Source organism: Methylobacterium sp. WL69 (assembly GCF_008039485.1).
Lineage (GTDB): Bacteria > Pseudomonadota > Alphaproteobacteria > Rhizobiales > Beijerinckiaceae > Methylobacterium.
The window spans coordinates 1-13,495 of sequence record NZ_VRUZ01000103.1 but is presented as its reverse complement, the minus strand read 5'-3'; the positions used below and the strand labels follow the sequence as shown (position 1 = coordinate 13,495).

The window sequence follows — 13,495 nt, the reverse complement described above, 5'->3', positions numbered from 1 at the left end:
GGACAATCCAGCGAACCCGCCAAACCACCCCGCCGACAGAACGACACCCGAGAGACGAAAACAGTGGATCATCCAGCCAAGGCCGGATCATCCATCCGATAAATCGTCTCCGAGATGTACCGGCCGCAGCATCCGCCAGACCCGAAAGTCCCGCTCGCCGCCGCCGATGACCGGGGTATACGGACCCCAGACCGGGCCGTCAACGGGCAAATGACGGGAGCGCGAAAATCACACGACACTCGTGCGACAGGGCACGCCAGACGGATGGCAATGCTCGCAACCAGCCTTCCACGGTGCGGGCAGACCTGCGCCGGTGGGTCTTCCGCAGCATTGTGCCGTCGTCGAAGGCGGGCAGGGGAGGGGCGCGACGCCGTTCGGGTTTGACACCGGTCGAGGCGCCGTGAACACCGCCGGGCGATGCTCCCGTTCGCGCCGCCGCGGATCGGGCTTCGAATGCCTGTTCGGAACGAAAGAGTCCTGCCTTGACGGATCAACCCGGCGCCGCCCGAACCCCGCTCGCGCCGGCGGATACGGATGCTCCCCCGGTCGAGGCTGATCCGCGCGTCGCGGCTCTGCTGGCCCGGATCGCGACCTTCGCGGCAAATCCCGACCCGGTCGGACGATTCGATTGCCGGGGCCTCGACCTGCGGGGCCTCGGACTCGGTCGTTCGACTCATCCGGTCCGGTCCGGTCCCGTACCGGCCTGGTGGGACAGCCAGCAGGATGGGCTTCGCCTCGCCGGCGCCGACCTGCGCGAGGCTTCCTTGGAGGAAACCGACCTTGCGGGCGCGAACCTCGCGGGCGCGAACCTGGCTGGAGCCCTCGGCCGCTCGGCCCGCTTCGACGGAGCGGTGCTGGAGGAGGCGGACCTCGGCGGCGCCGATCTCAGCGGGGCCCACTTCACCCAGATCGCCGGCGGCGAGGCCAATTTCGACGAGGCCATGCTGGAGGATGCCCGCTTCGGACAGGCTTCAATGCGCTTCGCCAAGCTGCGCCGCGCGCTCCTCGACGGTGCGGACTTCACCGGCACCGACCTGTGGGGTGCCGACCTGACGGGGGCGGATGCGGACTACACCGTGTTTCGCGGCGCCCGCCTCGACGAGGCGAAGCTCGGCAACGTCAATCTCACCTATGCGGATTTCGAAGGGGCCAGCCTGAAGAAGGCCAACCTCGCCGGTTCGCGCCTGCGGGGCGCCAACTTCACCGGGGTCAAGCTCGACGGGGCGACCATCGACGGGGCCGACTTTTCCGAGACCAGCCTCGTGCGGCTCAACCTCTCCACCTGCTCCCTGCGTCACGTGCGCTTCGCCGGCGCCTGGCTCAACGGCACGCGGATGCGGGCCGAGCAGCTCGGCGGGGCCGTCGGCGAGGAGATCACCGGGGAGTACAAGGCGGCCCAGGCGAGCTACCTCGCCCTGGAGCAGAACTTCAAGAGCATCGGCGCCCAGGACGAGGCGAGCTGGGCGTACAAGCGCGGCCGCCGCATGGGCCGGTTCCACGCGGGCACGGAGGCGCGGGCGGCCTGGCAGGCCCGCTCCGGCCGGGATCTGGCCCGGCACGGCTACCAGTGGGTCGCCGACCGCTTCGTCGAGTGGCTGTGCGATTACGGCGAGAGCCTGTCGCGGATCGCGCGGGCCTTCGTCCTCGTCATCGGCCTGTTCGCGGCGCTCTACGGCGTCGCCGGCGGACTCATCCGCGAGGGCGGCGACGGCAGCCCGACCTACAACGTCCTCGACCTCGTGAGCTACAGCGCCCTCAACATGATGACGGCCAACCCGCCCGAGATCGGCATCAAGCCCGTCGGGCGCTTCACCAACCTGCTGGTGGGCATCGAGGGCGCGGCGGGCATCATCCTCATGGGCCTGTTCGGCTTCATCCTCGGCAACCGCCTCCGGCGCTGACGCGTTCGGCGAGTGCCAGATTCGCCGGGCTCCTCGCGGAGCCGCCCCCTTTTCCCATTTCCCTCCCAGGCCGCCCGATGACCATAGCCACCCCTTCGGCTTCCGCCGGCAACAGGCGCGGGTCGCGCCTGCTCGCCGGCCTGCCGAGCTCCCCCGTCGCCCTGGTGCTCATCGGCGTCGCCGTGGCGGCGGGCGTCGCGAACTATTGGGTCGGCGAGGTGCGCCGGGCCGAGGGGACGCGCCAGCACGCCATTCTCACCCAGAGCGATCGCCTGCTCGCCAACATGGTCGAGTTGGAGACCGGCATGCGCGGGTACATGCTGTTCGGGGCCGAAGAGTATCTCGAACCCTACGACGCCGCCCAGGGCACCGTCGGCGGACAGCTCGACGCCATCGAGGCCCTGACCAGGGATGCCCCGGGCCCGGGTCCCGGACGCCTGCGCGCGTTCGTCGATGCCAAGCGTACCTTCGCGGCGCGGGTCATCGCCGTGCGCCGGAACGAGGGCTACGACCCGGCCGTGGCGGTGGCGCGGACCGGCGAGGGCAAGCGCACCATGGACGGGGTCCGGGCCGCCGCCAAGGTGATCCAGGACCAGGCCAACGCGACGCTGGTCGAGGTCGAGGGGCAGGACCGGACCTGGTCGTTCGTGCTGCTCCTGATCTCCATCGCCTCGGCCCTCGGAGCCGTCGGCCTCCTCGGCCGCCTCGCCTTCGTGCGCCGGCGCGAGGAGCAGCGCATGGCCGTCCTCCTCGACGGGGTGTTCGCCAACGCCCCCGTCGGCCTCGGCTTCCTCGACCGGGATCTGCGCATCCGCCACATGAACCGGGCGCTCGCCACCATGAACGAGCGCGGCTTCGGGGCCGATCTCGGGGCGCCGATCTGGGCGATGCTGCCGACGCTCCAGGAGCAGCTGACCCCCAAGCTCCGGGCCGCCCGCGACGAGGGCCTCGTCACCACCAACGTCGATGTCGCCGTGCCGACGCCGAGCGCCCCGCGCGGGGTGCGCCACTTCCTCATGAGCTTCTATCCCCTGCGCGGCAGCTCCGGGCCGGCCGGGACCCAGGCCGACGGCGTCGGCCTCGTCGTATCCGACGAGACCCTGCGCAAGCTCTCCGAGGAGCGCATGCGCCACAGCGAGGAGCGCTTCCGCTCCCTCACGGAGGCCACGGCCTCCATCGTCTGGACCACCACTCCCGACGGCGGCTTCGAGGCCGCCCCGTCCGAATGGACCCGCTTCACCGGCCAGACCCCGCAGGCGGCGGCCGGCCACGGCTTCGTCGCGGCGATCTTCCCCGAGGACCGCGATCGGACCATGGCGGCCTGGAACCGGGCGGTGGAAACCGTGTCGCCCTACGAGATCGAGCACCGCATCCGCCGCCACGACGGGTCCTGGCGCTTCATGGCCGCCCGCGCCGTGCCGATCCTCGAGGAGAACGGCACCATCCGCGAATGGGTCGGCGCCCACACGGACATCACCGCGCGCAAGGAGGCGGAACTGGCTCTCGCCGCCGCCAAGGAGGCGGCCGAGGAGGCCAACCGGGCCAAGAGCCAGTTCCTCGCCAACATGAGCCACGAACTGCGCACCCCGCTCTCGGCGGTGATCGGCTACTCGGAGATGCTTCAGGAGGAGATCGAAGATCTCGGCGAGGAGAGCCTCCTCGTCGACATGCGCAAGATCGAGGCGAACGCGCGCCACCTGCTGGGTCTCATCAACGACGTCCTCGACCTGTCCAAGATCGAGGCCGAGCGGATGGAGATCTACGCCGAGACCTTCCCCGTCGCCGAGATCGTACTCGACGTCGCCTCCACCGTGGAGACCCTCGTCGAGAAGAAGGGCAACACCCTCGCCCTCGACATCGGCGACGGCCTCGGCGAGGCGCATACGGACCAGACCAAGCTGCGCCAGTGTCTCATCAACCTCCTGAGCAACGCGGCGAAGTTCACCGAGGGCGGCCAGATCACCCTCTCGGCCGCGCGCAGCGAGGCGAGCGGGACCGGTTGGCTCAGCTTCAGCGTCACCGATACGGGCATCGGCATGAATCCCGAGCAGCAGGCCAAGCTGTTCCAGCGCTTCACCCAGGCCGATGCCTCGACGACGCGGCGCTTCGGCGGCACGGGCCTCGGCCTCGCCATCACCCGGGCCTTCGCCGACATGCTCGGCGGGGCCATCGAGGTCACGAGCCGGGAGGGGGAGGGCACCACCTTCACCCTCCGGGTCCCGGCCCGGTACGTCAGCACCTCGCCCCTCGAGGCCATCGGGCACGAGGGCGCGGACGCGGCGCGCCGTCTCCCCCTCTCCGACATGGCCTCGGGCGGCCACGTCCTCATCATCGACGACGATCCCTCCACCCGCGACCTCCTGGCGCGCTTCCTCGAGAAGGACGGCTTCACCGTGGCGACGGCGAGCGACGGGCGCGAGGGCGTCGAGCGGGCCCGCGCCCTGCGGCCCCGGGTCATCCTCCTCGACGTGACCATGCCGCGCATGGACGGCTGGTCGGTGCTGCGCACCCTGCGGGCCGATCCGGACCTCGGCGCCACGCCGATCATCATGGTCACCGTCCTCGACGAGCAGAACCTCGCCTTCTCCCTCGGCGCCACGGACTACCTGCAGAAGCCCATCGAGTGGGGCCAGCTGAAGACCGCCATGGAGCGGTTCAAGCCGTCGGAGGCCGAGGGGCCGGTGCTCATCATCGACGACGACCCGGATGCCCGCGAGCGCATGTCGGCAATGCTGATCCGCGAGGGCTGGCGGGTCGCCTCCGCCGAGAACGGCATCGCCGGCCTCGAGGCGACGGCGGCCAAGAAACCCTGCCTCATCCTCCTCGACCTGATGATGCCGGAGATGGACGGCTTCGGCTTCCTGCGGGCCCTGCGCGCCAAGCCCGAATGGCGCGACATCCCCGTGGTGGTGCTCACCGCCAAGGACGTGACCGCCGAGGACCGCCGCCGCCTCGCGGGCCAGGCCGACCGGGTGCTGCAGAAGGGCCGCCTCAGCCTGAACGACCTGTCGGAATCGCTGCGGTCCCTGGTGGCACCCGGGGGATGAGGGCCGGGCGGCCGGGTCGGCCCCTGCCGTGTCCGTGTGCCTCGAAAGCCTGCCCGGCGGAGGATCGGCAAGGGAGGGGCCGGTTTTGAGGGCGCGCACGGCTGCGGCCCCGCCGCCGGTGGCGCGGGGGATGGCCGGGAAACGGGAGACGCGGGACGCCGCGAGACCACGTTTTTTTGAGTTTTGCCGGTCTCCCGGCGTCCCCCGGCCCGGCCCGTTTCGGGGCCGATCCGTTTTTCGTCACGATGTCTTCACGGCGTCGGCGACTCGGCTAGTGGCGGCCCACCTCCGCTCGACGCGACGCCCCTCGCGGGAACGCCGGTGCGGCAGCCGACTAATCAGGGCACGAAGCCCCGAGCCCGCCTCGTAGTGGGCGGACCGTCCGTTCTCTCGGTGCGCCCCAGGGTCCCGGAGCCAGCCTCAGCACGGCCTCCCCGTCCAGGGCACCTTGCGTCGCCGGCGCGGCCTGGGGCGATGGCGACCGGGCCATCGACGCGGGGCACCGTCTCCTCCCCCCGAGCCCCCCGACCCGGTCCGCCGGGGGGCCTCCCGTGCGGGAGGCGAGTGAGCGGAGACAACCACGGAATAGGAATATTGTCAAGACATTTCGGTGTCTGGGCGCTGGCGCCGCGGCGAAAAATCCTTCTCCCCCCTGCGGGAGAAGGTGGCCCGCGAAGCGGGTCGGATGAGGGGGAGCACTGCCTTATCCTGGAAAGTCGCGCTGCCCCTCTCCCGCCTGCTCCGCAGGCACCCTCTCCCGCAGAGGATACGGCATTCACACATCTCGCGGGATGCTCGGGTCCCCTCTCCTTCCGGGAGAGGGGGCCTGTCGTGCTCGATGCCGGCTCATTGTGGCTCTTGATATGAGCCACCGGGCGGATGCGTGATTCCGGTAGCCCGCAGAGGGGAGAGGGTTACGCGCTCACGCGCGCAGCCGCGAGAACGCGCCCCCTCGCGCGGCTCAGGCCGGCACGGCGGGGCCAGCGAGGCGCGGAATCGCCGGGGCAGGGGCCTCCACGGCGTCGGGACGGCGCTCGGAGAAGCGCAGGGCCGCGTCCAGCGCCCCGTTCAGGGACGTCACCAGCACGTCGGCCGAGATCGTCCGGCGCAGCCGTTCGAGGGTGGCCGGATCGCGCTCGCGCCAGAACCCGACCAGGACCCGCACGCCCGGAATCGCCTGGCGCGCCTGGCGGACGTTGAGGCGGATCTGCGACAGGCTGACCGGCTCGAGGTAGGAGAAGCACACCATGGCGATGCCCTCCACCACCTCGGGCCGCTCGCCCTGGCGGAGCGCGGCCATGGACATGACCTGGGCCGCGAGCCCGTGCTGGCCGAGGATCTGGCTCAGCATCAGGGTGGCCGCCTCGTCGAACGGTCCGCGGCTCGACACGCACAGGACCGGGCGCGGGCCGCGCCAGCCCGGGGCGAGGTCGGCTTGGGTGCGGACGATGGCGGCGACCTGCCGGTCGGGACCGACGGCGGCCACTGCCGCCGAGGTCTCGCTGTTGCCGGTCTTCGCCCGTCCGCTTTTCGCCCGGCGCACGGGCCGGGTGCCGAGACGGGTGACGACGGTGCGCAGGGACGTGCCGACCTCGCCCTGGCGCGCGCGATCGAGGGCGCCGCGCGCCAGGTCCTCCTGCGCCATCAGCAGGCCGGCGAGGACCACCTCGTCGTAGTAGGTCACCAGGGCCCGGGCCTTGAGGAACAGCTCGCCCTGGTCGATGGCCTCGGCCGGATCGCCCGCCAGCATGCGCTGGTAGAAGATCTCCGGCGGCGACAGGGCCGGCTGGTCGCCCAGGATCACGTCGAGGAACCACAGGCGCTCGATGTGCCGCCCGAGCACCACGAGGCAGACGGTGATGGGGGTGGCCAGCACGAGGCCGATGGGGCCCCACAGGAAGGCCCAGAGGGTGGCGGCCAGGATCACCGCGATGGGCGAGAGCCCGGTGGAATGGCCGTAGAGCAGGGGCTCGATGACGTGGCCGGCGATGGGCTCGACCACGAGGAACAGGGCCGCCGTGGCGATGACCATGGTCCAGCCCGGGTCCACCGCCGCCGCCACCACGAGGGGCAGCAGGGCGCTGATGGCGGCCCCAACGTAGGGCACGAAGCGCATGATGGCGGCGAGCACGCCGAACAGGATCGGATTCGGCACCCCGATCCACCACAGGCCGAGGCCGATGACGAATCCGAACGCGATGTTGAGGCAGAGCTGCGCCAGGAAGAACCGGCTGAGGCGGCTCACCGCGTCGTCGATGGCCGCCGTGGTCCGGCGCAGGTCGCCCGAGCCGGCGAGCCGGATGGCGCGGTTGCGCAGGTCCTCGCGCTGCAGGAGGATGAAGATCGTGAAGATCAGGATCAGGCCGGTGGTGGCGAGCGGGTGGAGGATGGGGGCCGCGAAGGCGCCCAGGGTCCCGAGCAATCCGACCTTGGCCGCCGCGATCTGCACGTGGAGCGGACGGTCGAGGCTGCCGGCTTTCGCGGCCTCCGCGACGGCGTCCTTCGCCTCCGGCTGAAGCTGCGCCCCGATGTCCTGCGCCATGTCGATCACCCGCGTGAGGGTGCCGCTCCCGGCGGTCGCCTCCTTCAGGGAGGCGATCTTGTCGCGCATGGTGAGCTGATAGCGCGGCAGGTCGGCAGCGAGTTGCGCCGCCTCGTTGGCGATGAGCAGGGCGATGCCGAGCAGCGCCCCGAAGGCGGCGATCACCACGAGCATCACCGCCAGGGCGCGGGGCACGCGGATGCGCCTCAGGAGGCGCACGGCCGGAACCAGGACGAAGCTGAGCAGGATGGCGAGGGTCACCGGCACGAAGATGTCGCGCCCGAGATAGAGCGCCGCCGCGATGGTGATGACGAGGAGGCAGGACGCCAGGGTCGTGAAGACCGGCATCGCCTGCCGGAGCAGGCGGGCGGTGATGGGATCGTCGCTCATGGGTACGCTACGGTCTCGTCAGGGGGAGAGCGACGGAAGTGTCGGGAAGGCGCGCCGGTGGATGGAGTCGCGGGCGAAGGCTTTCATGCCGCGGGCGCTTGCCCTTAAGCCGCGGGCGCCGGCGAACCGACGGCGGCGTTGATCTGGGTCAGCAGCTTCGAGAAATCGACGGGCTTGGGGTGGTAGTCGTTGCACCCCGCCTGGATCGCCTTGTCGCGGTCGCCCGACATGGCATGCGCGGTCAGCGCGATGATCGGGATGCCCTGGGTGTCGCTGCCCGATTTCAGCACGCGGGCGGCGGACCAGCCGTCGAGGATCGGCAGGTTCATGTCGAGGAGGATCACGTCGGGACGGGCGGTGCGGGCCTGCTGCACGCCGGCCTCGCCGTCATGGGCGAGGATGACCTCGTAGCCGCGCCGCTTCAGCCGGCGGGACAGGAAGTCCCAGATTTCCTCGTGGTCTTCCACCAGCAAGATCTTCACCATCATACGCTCCCCTGAATGCCTTCGCGCGGGATCGACCGCGCGGGCCGATCCGCGCCCGTCGCCCCGCATGTCCCGTGCCCGTCGAGGCCCGGGGGTCCGTACCCGCGTTCCGGGCCGGCGCGCGGGGAGGAGCCCCGGCCCGATGCCGGCGCCCCGCACGCCTGTGCCGCCCTGAACGCAAATCCTCCGCCGGGTCCCGGCCGCACCCGGCCGACGCCCCCGACCCTTCACCGTGCTGTGAACGCACGAGTCGTGCGAACGGTCCCAACCGATCGGCCCGATCGCGCGGGGGCCGCCGTGGCGGGGCGGAGACGTCAGCGCCGGGTGAACGGGGCCGAGGCGGGCCCCGGCAGGAGACCGCTATCCTGCATCACGATGAGGCCGAGCATCGCCGCCAGCAGGGTCGCCAGGGAGGCGAGGCGGCCGAGATGGCGCCGCCGCACGATCATGACGACGAGGACGACCAGGAACGCGAGGAGGAGCAGGACGGTGAGCATGGCGAGCCGTTCGGGTGGGGACGCGTGGGACGGTCATGGCGCGGTTCCGCCACGGGGGGCATCGGTCGGGGAGCGCCGCCCGGGCTCCGGGCGCGCCGGGAGCTGGACCGCGGCCCCGCGGCGGCCCGAAACGGGGGCGCGGCCACCGGCTTCACCGCCCTACCAAATGCCAAAACCTTCCGGTAGCCTCGGGTGCGGCGCGAAGGCGGGGCACGAAGGCGAGGGACGCATGAACGGGACGCGGCTCCATCCCGGCACCCCGGCACCGGCGGCGGTGCTGGAGCTGCTCAAGCCGGTGACGTGGTTTCCGCCCATGTGGGCCTTCGGGTGCGGCGTCGTCGCCTCGGGCGTGCCGCTCGCGGGCCATTGGGGTGTCGCCCTCACGGGCATCCTGCTCGCCGGCCCCCTGGTCTGCGCCACGAGCCAGGCGGTCAACGACTGGTTCGACCGGGAGGTCGACGCCATCAACGAGCCGCACCGGCCGATTCCCTCGGGCCGCATCCCCGGCCGATGGGGCCTCGCCATCGCCGTGGCCTGGACCGGCCTGTCGCTGGCCGTGGCCGCGAGCCTCGGACTCTGGGTCTTCCTCGCGGCCGTCCTCGGCCTCGCCCTGGCCTGGGCCTACAGCGCGCCGCCCCTGCGGCTGAAGCGGAACGGCTGGTGGGGCAACGCCGCCTGCGGCCTGTGCTACGAGGGCCTGGCCTGGGTGACGGGGGCGGCGGCGATGCTGGACGGCGCCCTGCCGCCGGCGACATCCCTGATCCTGGCCGCCCTCTACAGCGCCGGCGCCCACGGCATCATGACCCTCAACGACTTCAAGTCCGTGGCCGGCGACCGCCAGATGGGCATCCGCTCCCTGCCGGCGAGCCTCGGGCCGGCGCGCGCCGCGCGGGTGGCGTGCTGGGTCATGGCCGTGCCGCAGGGGGCGGTGATCGGCCTCCTCCTGGCCTGGGGCCGCCCGCTCGAGGCTGGCATCGTCGCGGCGCTCCTCATCGGGCAGGCCGCGATGATGCGCCGCTTCCTGGCCAGCCCGACGGAGCGGGCGCTGTGGTACAGCGGCTTCGGCGTGCCCCTCTACGTGTCCGGCATGCTGGCGAGCGCCTTCGCGGCGCGCGCACTGGCCTGACGGGCGGGCACGAGCCCGGTGGGCCGTCAGATGGGCCGGGACCCGCGGGCCGCGTCGTCGTCGGCCGCCAGGAATCCGGCGAGAACCCGCGCGGGCGTCGTGTAGACGATCCGGAGCAGCTTCGGCATCGGTCCGCAGCTGATGCAGACGGCGTAGTCCCACCGTTTCCAGATCCGGGTGTTGCGGGCGTCCACCGCCTGCTGCCGGGCCTGCCCCAACCGGATCAGGCGCCGGGTCTCGGCCGCCGTCTCGTCGCTCGTCGGATCGACCGGTCGGGAGGCGGGTGCGGGACGCGTCCGGGCGCCGTCCTGCGCGGCAACGGAAACCGGGTCCAGGACGGCGAGGGACGAAACGGCGAGGGACAGCAGAGCGAGGGGCGAGGCAGCGGGGCGCATCGGACGATCCTTCTCCTTCGGTGAATCTTCGACACTTCTTTCAATTACGATCCGGGGCTTATTCAGGTTTCATCGAGACGTAATTTTTCTCCGCCCGCGCGAAAACTGTCTTTTGCAATTCTTGTCCGCCGAATGCTTGGGACGCCCAGGTGCCGGCCACCGTCGGGCCCCGGCCGGCTCACCCCGGGCCGAGGATCGTCCGCCGCCCGCGTCGCGAAGCGACATCGGGCCGCCGTCCACAACCGGCAGGCCCTCACGCGTCGCACGAACCCTTGTCGCCCCCGCGGAAGTCAGCGAGGTTGCACCAGGGGCAACGCAGCCATGCGGCACCCGACGGGGATCGACGCGGACGGAATGCGGGACAGCAGCCAAGCAAGCGCCGGGTGCGCGAGCCAAGCGGGCGCCGGGGGCGGCCACGCTTTGGTCCGTTTGATGCTAGGCGGGTCCGTCCGGGCATGCCCGGGCCGCGCCGAGCCGTCTCCCACCGCCATCCCCGTCCCTCCGGACTGGCCTGCCCGCGTCCTGCGCGTCCCCCGCACGACGCCCGGCGTCCCGCGCCACCGGGCGACCGGGCGGGCGGGGCCACCCGGCATCCCAATCGACGCGACCGAGGGGGCCGACGCCGCCCCGCCCACAAGGAAGACGATGCGATGAACTACAACTGGAACTGGGGCATCTTCTTCGAGGCGTCGCCGGAGGGGACCGGCACCTACGCGGACATGCTGCTGTCGGGGCTGGCCTGGACGATCGTCACGGCCCTGTGCTCCTGGGTCATCGCGTTCCTCCTCGGCTCCCTCATCGGCGTGATGCGGACCCTGCCGAGCCGGACCGCCAACGCCGTGGGCACGGCCTACGTCGAGCTGTTCCGCAACATCCCGCTCCTGGTGCAGATGTTCCTCTGGTACTTCGTCCTGCCCGAGGTGCTGCCGGAAGAGTGGGGGTCCTGGCTCAAGCAGCTGCCCAACGCGCCGTTCTACACCGCCGTCCTGTGCCTCGGCTTCTTCACGGCCTCCCGCGTGGCCGAGCAGGTCCGCGCCGGAATCCAGTCCCTGCCCCGGGGCCAGAAGATGGCCGGCACGGCTCTGGGCCTCACCGTGGGGCAGACCTACCGCCACGTGCTCCTGCCCAACGCCTACCGCATCATCCTGCCGCCCCTGACCTCCGAGTTCCTGAACAACCTCAAGAACACCTCCGTGGCCCTGACCATCGGCCTGCTCGAACTCACGGCCCGCGCCCGTGCCATGCAGGAATTCTCCTTCCAGGTGTTCGAGGCCTTCACCGCCGCCACGATCCTCTACGTCCTCATCAACGTCGGCGTGATCTTCATCTCGTCCTGGATCGAGCGCCGGGTCGCCATCCCGGGCAGCCGCTGAGGGTGCCATCCTCGCCTTCGCCCCATCAGAGGTAGCCTCCCATGCTCGCCAATTTCGATTTCTCCGTCATCACCAGTTCCCTGCCGTACCTGTTCTTCGAGGGCATGCGCTTCACCCTGACCCTGACGGCCCTCGCGGCCGTCGGCGGCATCGTGCTCGGCACCTTCATCGCGATGATGCGGCTCTCGGGGCTCCCGGTGATCCCCCTGGTGGCCAAGGGCTACGTCAACCTGTTCCGGTCCCTGCCCCTCGTGCTGGTGATCTTCTGGTTCTACTTCCTGGTGCCGTATCTCGGCCAATGGGTGACGGGCGCCGACCGCCCGATGACGGTGGGCGCCTTCACCTCGTCGCTCGTGACCTTCACCCTGTTCGAGGCGGCCTACTTCTCCGAGATCATGCGCGCGGGCATCCAGTCGATCCCCAAGGGGCAGGCGGCGGCCGCCTCGGCCCTCGGCATGACCTACTGGACCTCCATGCGGACGGTGATCCTGCCGCAGGTCTTCCGCAACATGACCCCGATCCTGCTCACCCAGACCATCGTCCTGTTCCAGGATACGTCGCTCGTCTACGTGCTCTCGATCACCGACTTCCTGGGCGCGGCCTCGAAGATCGCCCAGCGCGATGGACGTCTCGTGGAAATGTATCTCTTCGCGGCGGTCGTCTACTTCGCGGTGTGCTTCGCGGCTTCGCTGGCGGTGCGTCAGTTGCAGAAGAAGATCGCCATCATCCGCTGACCGCCCGTCCCTTCACGTCTTCCATCGAGGATCGCCCCATGCGCGCCCCCCTGAACACCGCGTCGGCCCCGTCCGTGACCAACGGCCCGATGATCACCATGACCAACGTCAGCAAATGGTACGGCGACTTCAAAGTGCTGACCGATTGCACCACCGCCGTGAACAAGGGCGAGGTCGTCGTCGTCTGCGGGCCGTCGGGCTCGGGCAAGTCGACCCTCATCAAGTGCGTCAACGCCCTGGAGCCGTTCCAGGAGGGTCAGGTGGTGGTGGACGGCACGCCCGTGCGCGACAAGCGCACCAACCTGCCGAAACTCCGCGCCCGGGTCGGGATGGTGTTCCAGCATTTCGAGCTGTTCCCGCACCTCTCCATCGCCGAGAACCTCACCCTGGCCCAGGTCATGGTGTTGGGGCGCGACCGCGGGGCCGCCCTCGACAGCGGCATGACGCTGCTGGACCGCGTCGGCCTGTCCGCCCATGCCAAGAAGTTCCCCGGCCAGCTCTCCGGCGGCCAGCAGCAGCGCGTCGCCATCGCCCGGGCGCTGGCCATGAACCCCATCGTGATGCTGTTCGACGAACCGACCTCGGCCCTCGATCCCGAGATGGTCGGCGAAGTCCTCGACGTCATGGTCCAGCTCGCCCGCGAGGGCATGACCATGATGTGCGTGACCCACGAGATGGGATTTGCCCGGAAAGTCGCCAACCGGGTGATCTTCATGGACAAGGGCGAGATCGTCGAGGACGCCACCAAGGACGATTTCTTCGGCAACGCCCGTTCGGAGCGCGCCCAGAACTTCCTCTCGAAGATCCTGCAGCACTGAGAAGAGTCCGCAGCGAAAATCCCGCAACGCCGACCGCGGGGCCGGGCGGGCGGATTGCCGTGGCCCCCGAGCCGCGGGACATCGCAGCTCCCGAAACCCTTGACCGGAGCGGCGTTCCGGGGCCGGCTCGACGGACGCGTCGGCGCCGGGCCGGCCGCGGATCGGGGGGGAGGGCATGGGACGACGG

General features: G+C 70.8%; 10 protein-coding genes. 6 read left to right on the top strand and 4 right to left on the bottom strand.

Going from position 1 to position 13,495, the window contains the following annotated elements; all coding sequences use genetic code 11:
• The first annotated feature begins 482 nt into the window (after window positions 1-482).
• Both FV218_RS19390 and FV218_RS19385 read left to right on the top strand, forming a co-directional pair.
• Window positions 483-1,901: a pentapeptide repeat-containing protein gene (locus FV218_RS19390; RefSeq protein ID WP_246685191.1), complete on the top strand. Its 1,419-nt coding sequence runs from the start codon at window positions 483-485 to the stop codon at window positions 1,899-1,901.
• Between the two features lie 77 nt (window positions 1,902-1,978).
• Window positions 1,979-4,948 carry a response regulator gene (locus FV218_RS19385; RefSeq protein ID WP_147711157.1) on the top strand — a complete coding sequence of 990 codons (2,970 nt, stop codon included), beginning with the start codon at window positions 1,979-1,981 and terminating at the stop codon, window positions 4,946-4,948.
• Between the two features lie 961 nt (window positions 4,949-5,909).
• Here the strand turns inward: FV218_RS19385 and FV218_RS19380 are convergent.
• From FV218_RS19380 to FV218_RS19370, 3 genes are all read right to left on the bottom strand, one after another.
• A complete protein-coding gene (locus FV218_RS19380; protein WP_056097304.1) occupies window positions 5,910-7,880 on the bottom strand; it encodes an AI-2E family transporter in 1,971 nt (656 codons plus the stop codon).
• A gap of 104 nt (window positions 7,881-7,984) precedes the next feature.
• A complete protein-coding gene (locus tag FV218_RS19375; RefSeq protein ID WP_056097440.1) occupies window positions 7,985-8,365 on the bottom strand; it encodes a response regulator in 381 nt (126 codons plus the stop codon).
• A gap of 314 nt (window positions 8,366-8,679) precedes the next feature.
• A complete protein-coding gene (locus FV218_RS19370; RefSeq protein WP_056097306.1) occupies window positions 8,680-8,862 on the bottom strand; it encodes a hypothetical protein in 183 nt (60 codons plus the stop codon).
• A 229-nt stretch (window positions 8,863-9,091) separates the two neighbouring features.
• Here FV218_RS19370 and chlG point away from each other — a divergent pair, with 229 nt between their 5' ends.
• Window positions 9,092-9,988, top strand: coding sequence for a chlorophyll synthase ChlG (gene chlG, locus FV218_RS19365; protein ID WP_056097308.1), 897 nt, complete (start codon window positions 9,092-9,094; stop codon window positions 9,986-9,988).
• A gap of 26 nt (window positions 9,989-10,014) precedes the next feature.
• On the opposite strand, the gene FV218_RS19360 is transcribed toward chlG, so the two are convergent.
• On the bottom strand, window positions 10,015-10,383 hold the full coding sequence (locus FV218_RS19360; protein ID WP_147711156.1) for a hypothetical protein: 369 nt from the start codon (window positions 10,381-10,383) through the stop codon (window positions 10,015-10,017).
• Window positions 10,384-11,033: 650 nt separating this feature from the next.
• On the opposite strand from FV218_RS19360, the gene FV218_RS19355 reads away from it, so the two are divergent.
• The 3 genes from FV218_RS19355 to FV218_RS19345 all read left to right on the top strand — a co-directional run bounded on the left by FV218_RS19355 (window position 11,034) and on the right by FV218_RS19345 (window position 13,308).
• Window positions 11,034-11,756 (top strand): amino acid ABC transporter permease, encoded by a 723-nt coding sequence (locus tag FV218_RS19355; protein ID WP_056097311.1) that lies wholly within the window; start codon window positions 11,034-11,036, stop codon window positions 11,754-11,756.
• Between the two features lie 41 nt (window positions 11,757-11,797).
• On the top strand, window positions 11,798-12,490 hold the full coding sequence (locus tag FV218_RS19350) for an ABC transporter permease subunit (RefSeq protein WP_147711155.1): 693 nt from the start codon (window positions 11,798-11,800) through the stop codon (window positions 12,488-12,490).
• A gap of 89 nt (window positions 12,491-12,579) precedes the next feature.
• Window positions 12,580-13,308, top strand: a complete 729-nt coding sequence (locus tag FV218_RS19345; protein WP_056097442.1) for an amino acid ABC transporter ATP-binding protein — start codon at window positions 12,580-12,582, stop codon at window positions 13,306-13,308.
• The last annotated feature ends 187 nt before the right edge of the window (window positions 13,309-13,495 follow it).